Annotated in this window: 19 protein-coding genes; 11 read left to right on the forward strand and 8 right to left on the reverse strand. The window is 61.6% G+C overall.

Annotated features, from left to right (window positions below):
- Nucleotides 1-55: 55 nt before the first annotated feature.
- Both IF189_RS20950 and IF189_RS20955 read right to left on the reverse strand, forming a co-directional pair.
- Nucleotides 56-1,480, reverse strand: coding sequence for a sensor histidine kinase (locus IF189_RS20950; protein WP_134827792.1), 1,425 nt, complete (start codon nucleotides 1,478-1,480; stop codon nucleotides 56-58).
- Entirely contained in the window at nucleotides 1,467-2,189 is a 723-nt protein-coding gene (locus IF189_RS20955) for a response regulator transcription factor (protein ID WP_192552200.1), read from the reverse strand. The genes IF189_RS20950 and IF189_RS20955 overlap by 14 nt, the downstream gene beginning before the upstream one ends.
- Nucleotides 2,190-2,406: 217 nt before the next feature.
- Here IF189_RS20955 and IF189_RS20960 point away from each other — a divergent pair, with 217 nt between their 5' ends.
- Entirely contained in the window at nucleotides 2,407-5,160 is a 2,754-nt protein-coding gene (locus IF189_RS20960; protein ID WP_134827794.1) for a response regulator, read from the forward strand.
- Nucleotides 5,161-5,243: 83 nt separating this feature from the next.
- Nucleotides 5,244-6,233 carry a 2-hydroxyacid dehydrogenase gene (locus IF189_RS20965; protein WP_134827795.1) on the forward strand — a complete coding sequence of 330 codons (990 nt, stop codon included), beginning with the start codon at nucleotides 5,244-5,246 and terminating at the stop codon, nucleotides 6,231-6,233.
- Between the two features lie 13 nt (nucleotides 6,234-6,246).
- Here IF189_RS20965 and IF189_RS20970 read toward each other — a convergent pair whose 3' ends face one another.
- Nucleotides 6,247-6,690 (reverse strand): hypothetical protein, encoded by a 444-nt coding sequence (locus IF189_RS20970; RefSeq protein ID WP_134827796.1) that lies wholly within the window; start codon nucleotides 6,688-6,690, stop codon nucleotides 6,247-6,249.
- A gap of 133 nt (nucleotides 6,691-6,823) precedes the next feature.
- On the opposite strand from IF189_RS20970, the gene IF189_RS20975 reads away from it, so the two are divergent.
- Together IF189_RS20975 and IF189_RS20980 are read left to right on the forward strand one after the other, a co-directional pair.
- Complete coding sequence (locus IF189_RS20975; RefSeq protein WP_007957770.1) at nucleotides 6,824-7,258, forward strand: hypothetical protein; 435 nt, start codon at nucleotides 6,824-6,826, stop codon at nucleotides 7,256-7,258.
- On the forward strand, nucleotides 7,258-7,662 hold the full coding sequence (locus IF189_RS20980; protein WP_085710985.1) for an META domain-containing protein: 405 nt from the start codon (nucleotides 7,258-7,260) through the stop codon (nucleotides 7,660-7,662). Before IF189_RS20975 ends, IF189_RS20980 begins: the two co-directional genes overlap by 1 nt.
- A gap of 273 nt (nucleotides 7,663-7,935) precedes the next feature.
- Here IF189_RS20980 and IF189_RS20985 read toward each other — a convergent pair whose 3' ends face one another.
- Nucleotides 7,936-8,403, reverse strand: coding sequence for a TlpA family protein disulfide reductase (locus IF189_RS20985; RefSeq protein ID WP_114884832.1), 468 nt, complete (start codon nucleotides 8,401-8,403; stop codon nucleotides 7,936-7,938).
- Between the two features lie 114 nt (nucleotides 8,404-8,517).
- On the opposite strand from IF189_RS20985, the gene arsC reads away from it, so the two are divergent.
- The 3 genes from arsC to IF189_RS21000 are packed head-to-tail and all read left to right on the forward strand — an operon-like array spanning nucleotide 8,518 to nucleotide 9,891.
- Nucleotides 8,518-8,871 carry an arsenate reductase (glutaredoxin) gene (gene arsC, locus IF189_RS20990; protein WP_134827797.1) on the forward strand — a complete coding sequence of 118 codons (354 nt, stop codon included), beginning with the start codon at nucleotides 8,518-8,520 and terminating at the stop codon, nucleotides 8,869-8,871.
- A complete protein-coding gene (wrbA, locus tag IF189_RS20995) occupies nucleotides 8,868-9,464 on the forward strand; it encodes an NAD(P)H:quinone oxidoreductase (RefSeq protein WP_085683574.1) in 597 nt (198 codons plus the stop codon). The genes arsC and wrbA overlap by 4 nt, the downstream gene beginning before the upstream one ends.
- 1 nt (nucleotide 9,465) lies before the next feature.
- A complete protein-coding gene (locus IF189_RS21000; protein ID WP_192552201.1) occupies nucleotides 9,466-9,891 on the forward strand; it encodes a DUF2069 domain-containing protein in 426 nt (141 codons plus the stop codon).
- Nucleotides 9,892-9,971: 80 nt separating this feature from the next.
- Here IF189_RS21000 and IF189_RS21005 read toward each other — a convergent pair whose 3' ends face one another.
- Nucleotides 9,972-10,646, reverse strand: coding sequence for a DNA-3-methyladenine glycosylase I (locus IF189_RS21005; protein ID WP_085730411.1), 675 nt, complete (start codon nucleotides 10,644-10,646; stop codon nucleotides 9,972-9,974).
- Nucleotides 10,647-10,715: 69 nt separating this feature from the next.
- Nucleotides 10,716-11,540 (reverse strand): tRNA 2-thiocytidine(32) synthetase TtcA, encoded by an 825-nt coding sequence (ttcA, locus tag IF189_RS21010; protein ID WP_064598661.1) that lies wholly within the window; start codon nucleotides 11,538-11,540, stop codon nucleotides 10,716-10,718.
- Nucleotides 11,541-11,830: 290 nt separating this feature from the next.
- On the opposite strand from ttcA, the gene IF189_RS21015 reads away from it, so the two are divergent.
- Complete coding sequence (locus tag IF189_RS21015) at nucleotides 11,831-12,433, forward strand: Yip1 family protein (RefSeq protein ID WP_085710991.1); 603 nt, start codon at nucleotides 11,831-11,833, stop codon at nucleotides 12,431-12,433.
- Nucleotides 12,434-12,590: 157 nt separating this feature from the next.
- Nucleotides 12,591-13,085, forward strand: coding sequence for a SprT family zinc-dependent metalloprotease (locus tag IF189_RS21020; protein WP_007957760.1), 495 nt, complete (start codon nucleotides 12,591-12,593; stop codon nucleotides 13,083-13,085).
- A gap of 1 nt (nucleotide 13,086) precedes the next feature.
- Here the strand turns inward: IF189_RS21020 and IF189_RS21025 are convergent, their stop codons facing one another.
- Nucleotides 13,087-14,268, reverse strand: coding sequence for a CaiB/BaiF CoA transferase family protein (locus tag IF189_RS21025; RefSeq protein ID WP_192552202.1), 1,182 nt, complete (start codon nucleotides 14,266-14,268; stop codon nucleotides 13,087-13,089).
- Nucleotides 14,269-14,426: 158 nt separating this feature from the next.
- Nucleotides 14,427-15,761: a dicarboxylate/amino acid:cation symporter gene (locus IF189_RS21030; RefSeq protein WP_085710993.1), complete on the reverse strand. Its 1,335-nt coding sequence runs from the start codon at nucleotides 15,759-15,761 to the stop codon at nucleotides 14,427-14,429.
- A 352-nt stretch (nucleotides 15,762-16,113) separates the two neighbouring features.
- Between IF189_RS21030 and IF189_RS21035 the strand changes: the two genes are divergently transcribed.
- Together IF189_RS21035 and IF189_RS21040 are read left to right on the forward strand one after the other, a co-directional pair.
- On the forward strand, nucleotides 16,114-17,112 hold the full coding sequence (locus IF189_RS21035) for an AraC family transcriptional regulator (protein WP_134827802.1): 999 nt from the start codon (nucleotides 16,114-16,116) through the stop codon (nucleotides 17,110-17,112).
- A 154-nt stretch (nucleotides 17,113-17,266) separates the two neighbouring features.
- Nucleotides 17,267-18,328, forward strand: coding sequence for a S8 family peptidase (locus tag IF189_RS21040; RefSeq protein WP_167748775.1), 1,062 nt, complete (start codon nucleotides 17,267-17,269; stop codon nucleotides 18,326-18,328).
- The last annotated feature ends 8 nt before the right edge of the window (nucleotides 18,329-18,336 follow it).

Genomic DNA, 18,336 nt, shown 5'->3' on the forward strand with positions numbered 1-18,336 from the left:
CGACCGTGAAGACTTCATCGCGTGCAGGTTCGCTCCTACAAAAGAATGGAGCTTTTCACACGGGTTGCGGGCGGCTCATGTCCACTGTGGGAGCTGGCTTGCCAGCGAAGGCGCCGGAACGGGCGGCACTGTCATCCGCCACCAACCGCAAATTCAATCGCAATCCCGACTGGCCGTTCTCGGCCCATAAAGTCCCGCCCTGGCGCTGCACCGCATTCCTCGCGATGCTCAACCCCAGACCAAACCCACCGTCCCCCGGCCGCGAGCCGTCGAGCCGGGTGAACGGCGAGAAGATCCGCTCAAGATCCGCCTCGGCCACTCCGCCGCCCTCGTCCTCCAGCCATAGATGCCAGTAATCCCCGTCACGCCGGCCATCCAGCCGCACGATGCCGCCCTTGGGCGAATGACGGATCGCATTGCGCAGGATGTTTTCCAGCGCCTGGGCCAGGGTATTGAGGTTGCCGCGCACCCAGCACGAAGCATCCACCGCACATTGCAACTGCCCTGTCGGACAGCAACTTTCGTAACAGGCGTTTTCCGTGAGCATTTCCCACAGCGCCTGGATCTGGATCGCTTCGTCCGGCAGCGGTGCACGTTCGGTTTCGAGCCAGGCCAGTTGCAGGGTGTCTTCGACCAGCCGTTGCATGCCATCGACTTCGCGGCCGATGCGTTCGCGCAGCGGCAACAGCTCCTGCTCGCTTTCGCTGGCCACCCGCAGGCGACTCAGAGGCGTACGCAATTCGTGGGACAGGTCGCGCAACAATTGCTGTTGCAGGGCAACGGTCGATTGCAGGCGCTCGGACATCGAATCGAAGGCGCGGGCCAGTTCGCCGAGCTCGTCCGGGCGCTGGGTGATGCCGCTCGACAGGCGCACATTCAATTGATCGGCGCGCCACGCGTTGGCCTGTTCGCGCAGGTTGTTCAACGGCACCACCAGCAAGCGATACAGGCCCACGCACAGCAACAGGGTGAACAGACCGGGAATCACGCCGTTGGTGATCACTCGCCAGAACACTCGGTACTTGCCCGGCAGGAAACGTTCAGGCAGCTCGATGACCAGGCTGCCGGCGGCCGGTTCTGTGGGAAATGGTACGCGCAGCCACGGCCGGCCTTGCTTGTGAATCGGCCAGTCGAGGCCGCGCAGAAAGGTCAGGTGCTGGATTTCCTGTGCGTTCAGCGGATCACTGCTCAGCGACTGCAGGTTGCCGCCGATCACGCCGACCCAGCCGGCCTCACGCAATTCCATGCTTTGCAACCAGCGGTCAATGCCAATCCGCTGATCGCGCTGCCACGCCGCTTCGGCTTCGGCGGCATAACGGGCCAATGTGCCGCGCGCCTCGTCGGAGAGAAACTGGTTGCGCTCCTCCATATAGCGCCCCCAGGACCAGCTCAACCAGATCATCAGCAGACAGAACGCCACCAGCAGACACGCCAGTTTCCAGAACAGCGAATGCCGGCCCGGCAGGTCAGACACCTTCATCGACGGCGCTCAGAACGTAACCCTTGCCCCACACCGTGCGCACTTCCCGCTCGGTGTAGCCGATCGATTTGAGTTTGCGGCGGATCTGGCTGATGTGCATGTCGAGGCTGCGGTCGTGGGCCGCGTAGCCGCGCTGAAGCACATGCTGATAAAGGAAGGCCTTGCTCAGCACCTCTTCATCATTGCGATTGAGGGTTTCCAGCAAGCGGTATTCGCTTCGAGTCAGGCCGGCGGGCTGATCGTGGTAGGACACCTCGCACTGCTCATCGTCGAAATGCAGACCGCCCGCCGCTACAGGCTCAACGCTGATTGCCGGACGCCGATCGAGGGCGACCCGTCGCAGGATCGCTTCGATCCGCACGTGCAGCTCGGCCATGCTGAACGGCTTGGGCAGATAGTCGTCGGCCCCCAGGCGAAAACCGCTGATGCGATCGGCCTCGGCCCCCAGCGCCGACATCAGCAGCACCGGCGTGGAATGGCTCTGGCGCAGTTGCGTCAGCACATTCAGGCCGTCGAGCCCCGGCAACAGAATATCCATCAACACCACATCGAACGGCTGGCGCCGGGCGATGCTCAGGCCTTCGCTGCCGCTCTGGCACCAGGTGACCTGGAAGCCGCTGCGCCCAAGATGCTCGTGAACATAGGCACCGAGTACGGGATCGTCCTCGATGGAAAGAATGCGTGGCTGGCCAACAGAGACAGGAGTCATGACTATCTGCAAATAATTCTCAGTTGTGGAGATTATTCAAGATTGCCCGCCGCCCGGCAACCCAAGGTTGACCTGCCGGACAAATGACCGGCACCGAAACGACCGATCACGACATGATTTTTCCCGGGAATGCCCGCAAGCAAATCGCTACACTGCGCCCATGCCGCGTGCCGGAAGCACGCAAGAGTCGATGATCAGCGGGATGCAGGAGATAGGCGTGCTCAAGAAACTGGGAATCAAAGGTCGCGTGTTGTTGCTGACCCTGTTGCCAACCAGCCTGATGGCGCTGGTGCTGGGCGGCTATTTCACCTGGACGCAGCAGTCCGACCTGCAGGCCCAATTGATGCAGCGCGGTGAAATGATCGCCGAGCAACTCGCTCCGCTGGTGGCGCCGGCCATGGGCCACGGCGATGCCGAACTGCTCGAGCGCATCGCCACCCAATCTCTGGAACAACCGGACGTGCGCGCGGTGACCTTACTCGCGCCCGACCGCTCGCCGCTGGCCCACGCCGGCCCGACCATGCTCAACCAGGCCCCCAGCGGCGACAGCACACAACTGCAGCGCCGCAGCGGCAACGACGCCACCCGCTATCTGATGCCGGTGTTCGGCAAGCACCGCAACCTTGCCGGCGAACTGATCCCTGAAGAGTCCGACCGCCTGCTCGGCTGGGTCGAACTGGAACTCTCGCACAACGGCATGTTGCTGCGCGGTTACCGCAGCCTCTTCGCCAGCCTGTTGCTGATTGCGGCAGGACTGGCCGGCGCCGCATTGCTGGCGCTGCGCATGGGCCGCACGATCAATCGCCCGATCAGCCAGATCAAACAGGCAGTCGCGCAACTCAAGGACGGTCATCTGGAAACCCGCTTGCCGCCCCTCGGCAGTCAGGAGCTGGATGAACTGGCATCCGGCATCAACCGCATGGCCGGCACCCTGCAGAACGCCCGGGAAGAATTGCAGCACAGCGTCGATCAGGCCACCGAAGACGTGCGCCAGAACCTGGAGACCATCGAGATCCAGAACATCGAGCTGGACCTGGCCCGCAAAGAAGCCCTGGAAGCGAGCCGGATCAAGTCCGAGTTCCTCGCCAACATGAGCCACGAAATCCGCACGCCGCTCAACGGCATTCTCGGTTTCACCCACCTGTTGCAGAAAAGCGAGCTGACCCCGCGCCAGCTCGACTATCTGGGCACCATCGAAAAATCCGCCGACAGCCTGCTGGGGATCATCAACGAAATTCTCGACTTCTCGAAGATCGAGGCCGGCAAACTGGTGCTCGACCATATCCCGTTCAACCTGCGCGACCTGTTACAGGACACCCTGACCATCCTCGCCCCCGCTGCCCACGCCAAGCAGCTGGAACTGGTGAGCCTGGTCTATCGCGACACGCCGCTGTCGCTGGTCGGTGATCCGCTGCGGCTCAAGCAGATCCTCACCAACCTTGTGAGCAACGCGATCAAGTTCACCCGCGAGGGCACCATCGTCGCCCGCGCGATGCTCGAAGAAGAACACGAAGACAGCGTGCAACTGCGCATCAGCATTCAGGACACCGGCATCGGCCTGTCGAACCAGGACGTGCGCGCGTTGTTTCAAGCCTTCAGTCAGGCTGACAACTCGCTGTCGCGCCAGCCCGGCGGCACGGGTCTCGGTCTGGTGATTTCCAAGCGCTTGATCGAACAGATGGGCGGCGAGATCGGCGTCGACAGCACCCCGGGCGAAGGCTCGGAATTCTGGATCAGCCTGAGTCTGCCCAAGACCCGCGACGATGCCGAAGACCTGCCTGCCGCGCCATTGCTCGGGCGCCGGGTGGCGGTGCTGGAAAACCACGAACTGGCGCGTCAGGCCTTGCAGCATCAACTGGAAGACTGCGGGCTCGATGTCACACCGTTCAATACCCTGGAAAGCCTGACCAATGGCGTCACCGGCGCCCATCAGACCGATCAGGCCATCGATCTGGCGGTGCTCGGCATCACCAGCAACGACATGCCGCCGGAACGCCTCAACCAGCACATCTGGGATCTCGAACACCTCGGCTGCCGGGTACTGGTGCTGTGCCCGACCACCGAACTGACACTGTTCCATCTCTCGGTGCCCAACCCGCACAGCCAGCTCCAGTCCAAACCGGCCTGCACCCGCAAGTTGCGCCGGGCACTGTCGGACATGGTCAACCCGCGCCAGACACGCAGCGAACCCGGCGAACCGCTGTCGAGCCGTGCGCCGAAAGTGCTGTGTGTCGACGACAACCCGGCCAACCTGTTGCTGGTGCAGACATTGCTCGAAGACATGGGCGCCAAGGTCTTGGCCGTGGAAAGCGGCTATGCGGCGGTCAAGGCCGTGCAGAGCGAAACCTTCGATCTGGTGCTGATGGACGTGCAGATGCCGGGCATGGACGGGCGCCAGAGCACCGAGACGATCCGCCAGTGGGAAAGCGAACGGCATTGCACGCCGCTGCCGATCGTCGCCCTCACCGCCCACGCCATGGCCAACGAAAAACGCGCACTGCTGCAAAGCGGCATGGACGACTATCTGACCAAACCGATCAGCGAGCGGCAACTGGCGCAGGTGGTACTGAAATGGACGGGACTGGCACTGCGCAATCAGGCACCGGACCGTGGCGGTGAAAGCCTCGTAGGGCATCAGGACCTGCCGGTACTGGATCACGAAGAAGGCTTGCGCCTGGCCGCCGGCAAGGCGGATCTGGCGGCGGACATGCTGGCCATGTTGCTGGCTTCGCTCGAGGCCGACCGTGAAGCCATTCGCACGGCCCGCGACAATCAGGATCAGAACGGCCTGCTCGAACGGGTGCATCGCCTGCACGGCGCCACCCGCTACTGCGGCGTTCCGCAATTGCGCGCCGCCTGCCAGCGCAGCGAAACCCTGCTCAAGCAGGAAGATCCCAAGGCCTCAACCGCACTGGATGAACTGGAGCGGGCGATCAATCGTCTGGCGGCGCAGGCGAAGATCAGCGCCTGATCCACGGCAATGCCGGTCAACGCCGATGCGGCTAAAGTGGTCGCGGGTGATTCGCGCCCGCGTCGATGCTTCAGGAGGATTGCATGCGCACGATCGTTTTCAGCAGCCAGACCTACGACCGCGACAGTTTCCTTGCCGTCGACTGCCCGGCCGGCATCGAACTGCACTTTCAACCGGCCCGACTGAGTCTCGACACGGCACCACTGGCCGACCGGCACGAAGTGGTCTGCGCCTTCATCAACGATGACCTCAGCGCTCCCGTGCTGGAACGTCTGGCGGCCGGCGGAACCCGGCTGATCGCCCTGCGCTCGGCGGGTTACAACCATGTCGACCTGAACGCGGCCAAACGCCTGGGGCTGGTGGTCGTGCGCGTTCCGGCCTACTCGCCCCACGCGGTGGCCGAGCATGCGGTGGCGCTGGTTCTTGCGCTCAACCGCCGACTGCACCGGGCCTACAACCGCACCCGCGAAGGCGATTTCAGCCTGCACGGCCTCACTGGTTTCGATCTGGTGGGCAAGACTGTCGGCATTGTCGGCACGGGCCAGATCGGCGCGACATTCGCCAAAATCATGCACGGTTTCGGCTGTGAGCTGCTGGCCTTCGACCCGTATCCGAACCCGGCCGTCGAAGCCCTGGGGGCGCGCTATCTCAGTCTGCCGCAACTGCTGGAACAATCGCAGATCATCAGCCTGCACTGCCCGCTCAACGAGCAGAGCAAGCACCTGATCAACCGTGATTCGCTGGCGCACATGCAGCCAGGCGCGATGCTGATCAACACCGGCCGCGGTGGCCTGGTGGACACGCCGGCGCTGATCGACGCCCTGAAGGACGGTCAGCTGGGTTATCTGGGGCTGGATGTTTACGAAGAAGAGGCGCAGCTGTTTTTCGAAGACCGCTCCGACCTGCCGTTACAGGACGACGTACTGGCGCGGCTGCTGACCTTCCCCAACGTGATCATTACCGCGCATCAGGCGTTCCTGACCCGCGAAGCATTGGGTGCGATTGCCGCGACCACCCTGCATAACATCGCGACCTGGGCGGCGGGATCACCGCAGAACCAGGTCGAGGGCTGAAGCGTCAGTGGTGTCAGGACGGGGATAGCGTGGACGCGAGGATCAGCAGCCCCAGCCAGCCGAAGCCGAAAAGCCGTTGCTTGAGGGAGTGACCGCTGCGCAGCAGGAACCAGACAAAGATCATCGGCATCAGGAACGCCATGATCTTCAGCCAGCCTTCGACCGGACGCACGCCGTCGGCATTCAACCGAGGTTCGGCCGCTCGCTCGGCCTGTTGCCGGCGCCGGCGTCCGGCAGCGGCGGGCATGACTTTGGGTTCCGGGGCAGGCGCGGGGGCTGCGACGAAAGCTTCGGGAACCGCCTTGTTCCGGGGCAGACTGCCAAAGGAAATCGTTGATCCACCGGAGCTCGCCCTGGCCGGTGCCTGCGCCTCCGTCAACGGAGCCCCGCAATGAATGCACGCCGTCGCTTCGGAGCTCACGCTCCGCTTGCATTCATAACATTCGATCAGCGCCATGTTCCGTTCCTTAGAGATGAAGGCGGCAGTTTGCCACGACTGCGGTGTCGATTTGAACCGGATCGAAGGTCGCACGTGCGCGTTATTCTGCAATCAAGCCCGTGCTAGCATGTCGCGCATATTTGGAGGACCCATGGTCGAACACGATTTCCGCTACACCCTGATGAACCCGCAACACACCCTCACCGAATGCCGCGCCCTCGTACCGGGCCGTTATCAGGTCACCGGCAACGGTGGCTCGATCCGTATCGGTGACGTGCTGGTCGTGACCCTCAAAGGCAGCAAGGATTTGTCCATGCGCCTGACCGTCGACACCGTCCGCCACCTGATCAACCCGCCAGGTCAATGGACCGCGATGACCACCGGCCCGGTGTTCGGCGAACTGGCAATCCACACCTGGCAGGTCAACTGCGACAGCTGCGCCAAGGAGCTGAGCTTCGAATTCGCCGTGGACGCCAAGCTCGGCAAACCGGCAGAGAAACCGGCCGCCACGGCGCGCATCGCCGAGCTGGGCTGGAAAGCCGTCGGAGACAAACACCTGTGCCCGAAATGCCAGGAGCCTGCATGATGAAACACCTGGCCCTGACCGCCGCTGTCGGCGCCGGCCTGATGGGCTGCGCCGCGGAGCCTGTGCAACTGCAACAGGACCGCAGCTACATTCTGGAATGGATCGGCGAGCGGCCACTGATGGATTACAGCCACCTGACCGTGACCCTCGGCGAAGATGGCCGGGCCTATGGCAATGGCGGCTGCAACCACTGGTTCGCGCCCTACACCCTCGATGGCGACAAGCTCAGCTTCGGCAAGATCGGCAAGACCCGCAAACTGTGTGCTCCGGCGTTGATGGAGCAGGAGCAACGCTTCCTCCAGGCCCTGGAGAAAGTCGAGCGCTGGGACGTTTCGCCCATCGAACAGATGCGCTTCTGGCCTGCCGAAGGCAAGCCGTTGCGCTGGTGGCTGGAAGAGGGTTGAGCCTCTAGATCGCCAAGCCCCTCACCCTAACCCTCTCCCAAAGGGAGAGGGAACTGATTGGGGGATATTCCAGAGATACACCGACCTGACCCGGCCTTGGCGAATCCAAAATTGACTTGAAGTTACTTCGCCAAATCCATCATCGACTCGATTTTGCTTCGGCGAATCCACAATCGACTGGTTCTTTCAGGTCGATGTATGACGCCTGACACCTCGGTCGGCCCCCTCTCCCTCCGGGAGAGGGCTGGGGTGAGGGATGCTTTTAGCAGCAACTTAATTGGTCGCCTTCAACGCCTCAAGCTTCGCCATCACCCCCGCCGCCGTCTGCTCGCCCATCAGCTGTTCGCGTACCTTGCCCTTGTTGTCGATGATGTAGGTCACCGGCAAGGCTTCGCTGCGCGGCAGTTCGAACAGGTCCGCCGGATCCTGCGCCAGCACGGTGAACTTGATGCCGAGTTTCTCGCTGGCGCCTTTCAGCTCTTCGCCCTGCACATTGTCGAAGTTGACCCCGAACACCCCGATCTTCTTGCCCTTGAGTTCTTCGGCCAGATGATTGAGCTCCGGGATTTCCGTGCGGCACGGACCGCACCATTCCGCCCAGTAATTGAGTACCACCCATTGCTTGTCCAGGCGCTCGGACGCGACTTTCTGCCCGTTCTGATCGATGCCGTAGTCGTTACCGCAGCCCCCCAGCATCAACGCCCCGATGATCGTCAATGCTGCTGCCAGTCGCCGTGTCATGTCGTGTTCCTTGTGAAAAATTGAATGCGCCTGCGACCCATCGCCTCCCAAGGTTCTGGATTGCGCGCTGCACAGTTAGAATAGCCGCCACTCTACGCAAGAAGCGACCCGCCCATGACCGATCTGACGCTTTATCACAACCCGCGCTGCTCGAAATCCCGCGGTGCGCTCGAACTGCTCGAAGCCCGTGGCCTGACGCCGAACGTGGTGCGCTACCTCGAAACGCCGCTGGACGCCGCGCAAATCAAGGCCCTGCTCGGCAAGCTCGGGATCAGCGCCCGGCAACTGCTGCGCACCGGCGAAGACGAATACAAGACCCTGAACCTGGCCGATGCCAGTCTCACCGAGAAACAATTGATCGACGCGATCGCCGCAAATCCGAAGTTGATGGAGCGCCCGATTCTCGAAGCCGGCGACAAGGCCGTGATCGGCCGCCCACCGGAGCAGATCCTGGAGCTGTTGCCGTGAGTGCGCCGTACATTCTGGTTCTGTATTACAGCCGCAGCGGTTCGACCAACGAGATGGCCCGGCAAATCGCCCGTGGCGTCGAACAGGCCGGCCTCGAAGCGCGCCTGCGCACCGTGCCGGCGATCTCCACCGAGTGCGAAGCCGTGTCGCCGGACATTCCCGATGAAGGCGCGCTGTACGCCACGCTGGATGACCTGAAGAACTGCGCCGGCCTGGCCCTCGGCAGCCCGACCCGTTTCGGCAACATGGCCGCACCGCTCAAATACTTCCTCGATGGCACCAGCAACCTGTGGCTGACCGGCGCGCTGGTCGGCAAACCGGCCGGCGTGTTCACGTCCACCGCCAGCCTGCACGGCGGTCAGGAAACCACCCTGCTGTCGATGATGCTGCCGCTGCTGCACCACGGCATGTTGATCACCGGCCTGCCCTACAGCGAATCGGCGCTGCTCGAAACCCAGGGCGGCGGCACACCGTACGGCGCCAGCCATCATGCCGGGGCTGACGGCAAAAGCGGTCTCGATCAGCACGAAGTGGCGCTGTGCCGCGCACTGGGCGCACGTCTGGCCAAAACGGCCCAGAAGCTGGGGAACTGAGATGGCCAGAAAGCCGAAAGTCCTGCCTACCGTCGAATGGCTGGAGCCACGGGTGCGGGCAATGCGGGTGATCAGTCTGCTGTGCTTTTTCGGCCTGGCCGGACTGCTCGCCGCGTATTACCTGGTGTTCGCCGACCTGCATGGCGCACGGCCGTGGGTGATTCTGCTGATCGAACTGATCCCGTGGCTGGTGCTGGCACCGGGCATGATCATGGGCAGCGCACGCGGGCATTCGTGGATGTGCTTTGTGGTGAACCTGTATTTCATCAAGGGCGCACTGGCGGCGTATGACCCGAGCCGGCAGCTGTTCGGCGTGCTGGAGATGATCGCCAGTCTGGCGGTGTTCTGCTCGGCGCTGCTGTATGTGCGCTGGCGGTATCAGTTGAACCGCAAGCTGGCTGGCGAAGGCGAAATCTCCGTCGCCTGATACACCGCTATCGCTGGCAAGCCAGCTCCCACAGGTTCCGAGATCGTTCCCACGTTTTGCGCGGGAACGATCACTCGGTCTCAATGGTTGACGGTGTAAGCCAGCATCATCGAAATCTGGCTCATCGGCCGCCCGCCGCTTTCTTCATGCCACTGGTTGAACGCGTTCTGCACCGTGGCCAGATCCCGCAGACTGCTCGGCGCCTTGTCGACGATCTTCTGTGCATTCAACGCCGCGACCACATCGTAGCTCGGTACGAAGGTATCTTTGCCGACCATGCGCAGGAAGCGTGGCGCCGACAGCCCGCCCAATTGATGGCCGTGCTTTTTCAGGTAGGTCCACAGGCCGACGATATCGGTCACCGGCCAGTCCGCCAGCAACGCGCCGAAACTGCCCTTCTCTTTCTCGACGTCCAGAATGAACTGTGCATTGCGCGGCACGCTTTTCAGTTTGCCCAGGTGGCGGATGATTCGCGCGTCCTGCATCAACCGTTCAAGGTGTTCGGCGCTCATCAGCACGACCTTTTCCGGGTCGAACTTGAAGAACACTTCCTCGAAGGCTGGCCACTTGGCGTCCACCAGACTGTGCTTGAGCCCGGCGCGAAATACCCGCAGGGCCATGGTCGAGAGGTAGCGGTCGTCGCTGATCTGGCGCAATTGCGCCGGAGTCTTGGGAACGGGCAGATGGGCTTCCAGTTCAGCCGCCGAACCGAAGCGGTTCAGACAGTATTCGTGCAGCCACTTGTAGTCGCGCATGCCCTCTCCTAAAAAACGAATTGAAAACGGCGCCCGCGAGCGCCGTTTTTTCTCAAGCGATCGGATCGCTTACAGGTTCACCACGTTGACGAATCGCGAAGCCGCGGTTTCATCAATCTTCAGGCTGGTGAAGTCGAACAGGTTACGGTCGGCCAGTTGCGACGGGATCACGTTCTGCAGGCTGCGGAAAATGCTCTCGGTACGGCCCGGGGTCTTGCGCTCCCAGTCCACCAGCATTTCCTTGACCACCTGACGCTGCAGGTTTTCCTGGGAACCGCAGAGGTTGCACGGAATGATCGGGAATTGCTTGAAGTCCGAGTAGGCCTGGATGTCTTTCTCGTTGCAGTAGGCCAGCGGACGGATCACCACGTTGCGCCCGTCATCGGCGCGCAGCTTCGGCGGCATCGCCTTGAGGCTGCCGTTGAAGAACATATTGAGGAAGAACGTCTCGACGATGTCGTCGCGGTGATGACCAAGGGCCATTTTGGTCGCACCGATTTCATCGGCGAAGGTGTACAGCGTACCGCGACGCAGGCGCGAGCAAAGCGAACAGGTGGTCTTACCTTCCGGGATCAGTTCCTTGACCACCGAGTACGTGTCTTTCTCGACGATGTGGTACTCGATGCCCAGCTCTTTCAGGTAGGCCGGCAGCACGTGCTCGGGGAAGCCCGGCTGCTTCTGGTCCATGTTCACGGCGACGATCTCGAACTTGATCGGTGCAACCTTCTGCAGGTGCATCAGCACGTCGAGCATGGTGTAGCTGTCCTTGCCCCCGGACAGGCAGACCATGACCTTGTCGCCGTCTTCGATCATGTTGAAGTCGGTGACTGCTTCGCCGGCCAGGCGGCGCAGGCGCTTTTGCAGTTTGTTCTGGTTGACCGTAAGAGTGCCCATGACGCGAAATCCGTGAGGTGTGACGAAAGGCGGGCATTTTACGCAAAAACACCGGGGTTGTGGCCACAGGTTGTCGCCCCCCTCGAATGCCCGTTCGCACAGACCCCGACGCGATTACCCCGCCGGTTTACAGCGCGATTTGCTCTAAGACCCCAATACCTGTGCGGTTAAGACCTTCCTATACTGCGACATAAGGTCGCACGCAATCTGAAGACCTGTATTTGCTCGGCCACATTGGCCCGTAGGCGCTCCGCTGGGGGGCGATGGCAATAACGAGAGGAGTGACTGGCATGATCCATCACGTAGTGGGACTTTTTACCCACCCCGATCAGGAATGGAAGGAAATCCGTGGCGACCAAGAGGAAAGCATCAGCCACATGTACCTGACTCACACGCTGATTCTGGCGGCGATCCCCGCTGTTTCGGCGTTTATCGGCACGACGCAGGTCGGCTGGGTCATCGGCAGCCGCGCCCCGGTGATGCTCACCGTCGAAAGCGCGTTGTGGATGACCATCATGTCGTACCTGGCGATGCTCGGCGGGGTCGCGGTCATGGGTGCCTTCGTGCACTGGATGGCCCGCACCTATGACGCCAACCCGAGCCTGGCCCGTTGTGTGGCGTTTGCCACCTACACCGCAACACCGTTGTTCGTCGGTGGCCTGGCGGCGCTGTATCCGCATATGTGGCTGGGGATGATCGTCGGTACGGCGGCCATCTGCTACACGGTGTACCTGCTGTATGTAGGGTTGCCGACCTTCATGAACATTCCGTCCGATGAGGGATTCCTGTTTTCCAGCTCGGTGCTGGCGGTGGGTCTGGTGGTGCTGGTGGCCATCATGGCGTTTACCGTGATTGTCTGGGGACTGGGCGTGGGGCCCGTCTACACCAATTAGCTGGCTGCAACGCCGAGAAGAACAAGATCCGCCAACACAGGCCGCCGCGAGGCGGCCTTCTCATGCCTGAAAGAGACGTCGCGACCATTCGGCAGTTTGGCGATACGCAACGCCGAAAGGTTGCGGCATACTCCAAACCTCTGGAGATCCATCAAGCATGCCCGAGCAACTCAATACCCGCGTCGAAGACTGTTTCCAACTCGCTGAATCCTTTTTCAAACGTCCTTTCAAACGCCCCGTGGTGAGCCTCAAGCTGCGCGGGCAAAAAGCCGGGGTCGCGCATCTGCACGAGAACCTGCTGCGCTTCAACCCGCAGCTGTACCGGGAGAACACCGAACACTTCCTCAAGCAGACCGTGGCCCACGAAGTCGCGCACCTGATCGCCCACCAACTGTTCGGCGACCGCATCCAGCCTCACGGCGAGGAGTGGCAACTGATCATGCGCGGCGTTTACGAGCTGCCGCCGGATCGTTGCCACACCTACGAAGTCAAACGCCGCAGCGTGACCCGCTATATCTACAAATGCCCGTGTGCCGACAGTGATTTTCCGTTTTCGGCCCAGCGCCATAGTCTGGTCAGGCAAGGCCGGCGGTATTTGTGCCGCCGATGCCGGAATACGCTGGTGTTCAGTGGCGAGATGCGGGTCGAGTGAATCAGGCAATCACCTTCGCTCGCCGCAATTCGGCAATGCGCTCAACACTCAAGCCCAACTCCCCCAACACCTGATCCGTATGCTGCCCCAGCGCCGCGCCGACATGTCGTGGCGCCGGCAAGGCTTCGGAGAACTTCAGCGGACAAGCGATCTGCGCCTGCGCCGAGCCATCCCCACGGGGTACCTGAGTCACCAGTTCCCGCGCCTGCAACTGCGGGTGCTGCACCGCCTCGCCCAGGCTCAATACCGGTTCGACGCAGGCATCGATCCCGGCGAACAGCTCGCACAGTTCGGCAAAGTCATGCTTCTCGAACTCGACCTTCAAGGCATCCTTGAGCGCCCGCTGCTGCTCGGGTTTGGGTGACAACCCCTGAGCCGCCAGTTCCGGCCGCCCCAGCGCCGCACACAGTTGCTGCATGAACGCCGGCTCCAGGCTGCCCACCGACATCCAGCGCCCGTCGCGGGAGCGGTAGCAGTCGTAGAAGCTGCCGCCATTGAGCATCTGATCCTCCCAGCCCGGCTCCTCGCCGCAGGCCAGATACCCGGCACCGGCCATGGCGTTCAGGCTGAAGGCGCAGTCGGTCATGCTCACGTCCAGGTGTGTGCCCTGCCCGGTTTGCTGACGATAAATCACTGCCGCCAACAGACCGATCACCCCATGCAGCGAGCCACCCGCGATATCCGCCACCTGCATGCCCAGCGGCAACGGCCCGCTGTCGGCGCGCCCGGTGTAACTGGAGAGCCCGGCCAGCGCCAGATAGTTGATGTCGTGCCCGGCGCGATCCTTGTACGGCCCGGTCTGGCCGTAACCGGTGATCGACACATAAATGAGCTTCGGATTGATCGCCTTCAGCGCCTCGTAACCCAGCCCCAGGCGCTCCATCACGCCGGGGCGGAACTGCTCCAGCACGATGTCGTAGTCCGCCAGCAACTGCTTCACCAGCTCCAGCGCCTCGGGCTGTTTGAGATCCAGCGCCAGGCTGCGCTTGTTGCGGTTCAGATAAGCGTGACTGGCCGAGATCCCGTGATCATGGGGCGGCAAGACCCGCAACAGATCGAGGCGGGTCGGCGATTCGATGCGCAGCACCTCGGCGCCCATGTCCGCCAGCAACAGCGAGGCGAACGGCCCCGGCAGCAGGGTCGAGAAATCCAGAATCTTCAGTGAGGCCAGCGGTGCAGACATGGGCGATCTCCATCAACGATGCATGCAGCCTAGGCAGCCGTGAACGATGGGGCAATTACCGGATGCGTCAGTTGCGCTGACCGTTGTGCTCAAATCGTGCACTTAAATCGCAGACATGAAAAAACCCGCCGAAGCGGGTTTTTCCATTCAAGCGATGCTTACTTCACATTGCTCGGGGTCGGGCCTTCGGCCACACCCAGGTCGTCTTCGTGACGCTGGTCGACGATGCCGCGACCGCCGGAGGCCAGCTCGGCGTCCAGTACGTCGGTGTCCAGTTCCTTGACCCACTTGGCTACAACGATGGTGGCAACGGCGTTGCCGACCAGGTTGGTCAGGGCGCGGGCTTCGGACATGAAGCGGTCGATACCCAGGATCAGTGCCAGACCGGCCACCGGCAGGTGACCTACCGCCGACAGGGTGGCAGCCAGCACGATGAAGCCCGAACCGGTCACACCGGCGGCGCCTTTGGAGGACAGCAGCAACACCACCAGCAGGGTGATCTGGTGAGTGATGTCCATGTGGGTGTCGGTCGCCTGAGCGATGAACACGGCCGCCATGGTCAGGTAGATCGCGGTACCGTCGAGGTTGAACGAGTAACCGGTCGGGATCACCAGACCCACTACCGATTTCTTCGCGCCCAGACGCTCCATCTTGATCAGCATGCGTGGCAGTACCGATTCCGAGGAGGAAGTGCCGAGTACGATCAGCAGCTCTTCACGGATGTAGCGGATCATTTTCAGCACGCTGAAGCCGTGCATGCGGGCGATGGCACCCAGCACGATCAGGATGAACGCCAGGCAAGTGATGTAGAAGCACGCCATCAGTTGACCCAGCTGCACCAGCGAGCCGACACCGTAGGCGCCGATGGTGAAGGCCATCGCACCGAAGGCACCGATCGGCGCGAGCTTCATGATCATGTTGATGATGTTGAACATCACGTGGGCGAAGCGATCGATGAAGTCCAGGATCGGCTTGCCGTAGGCACCCAGGCGGTGCAGGGCGAAACCGAAGATCACCGAGAACATCAGCACTTGCAGGATGTCACCGGTGGCGAACGCGCCGACGATGGTGGTCGGGATCACGTTGAGCAGGAAGCCGACAACGCTCTGGTCAGCGCCTTGCTGCACGTAGGTGGCGACTTTCGAGGCGTCGAGGGTGGCGACGTCGATGTGCATGCCGTTGCCCGGCTGCACGATGTTGACCACGATCAGGCCGACCAGCAGGGCGATGGTCGAAACGATTTCGAAGTACAGGAGTGCGTAACCGCCGGTCTTGCCGACCGACTTCATGCTCTGCATGCCGGCGATGCCGCTGACCACGGTGCAGAAGATGATCGGAGCGATGATCATTTTGATCAGTTTGATGAACCCGTCACCCAGTGGCTTAACGGCCACGCCGAACTGCGGGTAGTAGTGGCCGAGCGCAATACCGATACAGATTGCGACGATCACCTGGAAATACAGGGATTTGTACAGTGGCTGACGAGTCGTCATTGCAAAGTTCCTCAAGAGTCCCGCGTGGCAACATCCATCTGTTGAACGCGACACTTGAATTGCGAACCCTCCTGCACTGGAGGGATTTGTTGTGTCGAACGACGCTTTCCGGACCGGCTCGGCGCACGCTTCTGTCGTTCTTATCGCAAACGTCGTGCCACTTTGGTGCAAATCGCTGCAAGCCTTTTGATATCAGGGGATGCAGGTTTTTCTGTGTCACCATTCGGTTACTCAAGTGTGGCGGATTTCCGCCAACACACCTGCTCTCGTCCTACAATTTGGCGGAAATCCGCCTTGTTGCCGATCAGAGCCGCCGGCTACCATCGGTCGCCAGAGGAAGGATTTGCCACCCATGCGCGAACGCACCATCGCCAGTCACTTCGCCCGTGCCGCCCTCGTCGGCGCACGCCGTCGCGGGTTCGATTATTCGGGCCTGCTGCTGCAACTGGGCATCAGTTCCGAACTGCTCGACGAGCCCCGTGCGCGGATCGCCCCGGAACTGTTCACCCGACTGATCCAGAACCTGTGGCTGGCCCTGGACGACGAATGCCTGGGTTTCGGCAACGCGCCCAGCAAGACCGGCAGTTTCGCCATGATGTGCCACGCCATCATCCATTGCCGCAGCCTGGAAAAGGCTCTGCAACGCGGCTTATTGTTTTATAGCCTATTCCCCGAGGCCCCGCGCCTGAGCCTGACCCATGAAGACGAATGGGTGCGCCTGAGCCTCGACGATTCGCAATTGTGGGACCCGGATCACTTTCTTTCCGAGAGCCTGCTGGTGATCTGGCACCGCCTCGGCAGCTGGCTGATCGGCCAGCGGATTCGCCTGGAACAGGCAAGTTTCAGCTACCCGAAACCGGCGCACGGGGCGGAGTACGATTTGCTGTTTTCCTGCCCGCTGGCGTTTTCGGCAACGCAAAGCAGCCTGGTGTTTCACAGTCGCTATTTGCACATGCCGCTGTTGCAGGACGAGCGCACCCTCAAGCACTTTCTCGAACGCTCCCCCGCCGACCTGCTGTCCCGCCCGGACGACGGCAACAGTCTCAGCAGCCGATTGCGCCGCCTGCTCAGTCATGACAGCTCGCGCTGGCCGGACCTGGAAGCCGTGGCGGCGCATCTGCACATCAGCCCGCAAACCCTGCGCCGGCATTTGCGCGAGGAAGGCACCAGTTTTCAGGAGTTGAAGGATCAGTTGCGCCGGGACATTGCGATCTATCACCTGGGGCGGGCCGATCTGTCGTTGCAACAGATCGCCGAACAGCTCGGGTTCTCCGAGCCGTCGGCGTTTCATCGGGCGTTCAAGAAGTGGACGGGGCTGACGCCGGGGGCTTATCGGGCGCAGGAGCACTGAGAAGAATCCGTCGCCATAGAATGAAACAAAGAGGGCACTTTGCCTCCCTGCCGTACCTTCCTTTCTGCTGGTAGGGTTCTCCTCCCAGCCCCCCTCCACAAACTGACATCTCGCAGGAAGCCTGATGTGCACGGAGGTCAACGAAGGAACGACCATGCCTCAATTATCCACTTCAACCATCACCACGCTTGTTTTGCCACTTCTGCTGACGGGTTGCCTGACACCCCCGGTACAGCCCTCCATTGATCCGGCGCCATTCGAGACACCGGAGTATCAAGCCCAGAAAGCTCTGGCAATCGTTAACGCTTCAGCTCTTTATGCGCGTGGCGGCACCGGTCACGGCGTGGCGGTAGCCCTTGTCGATTCGGGCCTGAACGACAAACTGCCGGAGTTTCAGGGAAGGCTGGGTAGTCCGGGATTCGATTATGTAGAAAACCGGGTCGGTACCTTTGACCGGATAGGTCACGGCACCCAGATGGCCGGCATCCTGGCCGCCAACAAGGATGACAAAGGCATGCACGGAATCGCCTTCGACGCCCAATTGATCCCCTATCGCTTCGGTGACGACAACGAACCTTTTTTCTTTGATAGTGAAATTGCCCAATCCTGGCAGGCCGGTTTCGAGGAGGGGGCACGATTCTTCAACAACTCATGGGCCAATGCCATCCCGGCGACCGAGATCAATGAGGCACGCTATAACCAAGTGATGCCGGAGTCGTTGGCGAGCGCCCGAAAAATGATCCAGGGCGGCGCTGTATTTGTGTTCCCGACCGGTAACGAACTGAAACGAGAACCTTTGGCTGAACCTGGTTTGCCAGTCGCCTTGCCCGAACTTGAAAAAGGCTGGATCGCGGTGGTTGCCCTGAAAAGCGATGGCAGCACCATCAATGCAAAATCCAACTACTGCGGCGTGGCAGCAGACTGGTGCATCGCTGTACCCGGTGGTGATTCGGGCACCGACCAAGGTTTGTTGACCACCAACAAGAATGGTCAATACACCGAGACTGCCGGTACATCTCCCGCTGCCGCACTGGTCAGCGGAGCGTTGGCAGCCCTGCAAAGCCGCTATCCCGAACTCACGCCCCAGCAAGTCCGCGAACGCTTGCTGAGCACCGCGAACCGAACTGGCATCTATTCAAACAGTGAGGCATACGGACGAGGTCTGATGGATCTTGAAGCCGCTTCTCGTCCAGACCCGCTGTCCATGATTGATTGACTCATCCA

Origin of the sequence: Pseudomonas sp. IzPS59 (genome assembly GCF_014863505.1) — a bacterium.
In the GTDB taxonomy this organism is placed as follows: Bacteria; Pseudomonadota; Gammaproteobacteria; order Pseudomonadales; family Pseudomonadaceae; genus Aquipseudomonas; species Aquipseudomonas kribbensis.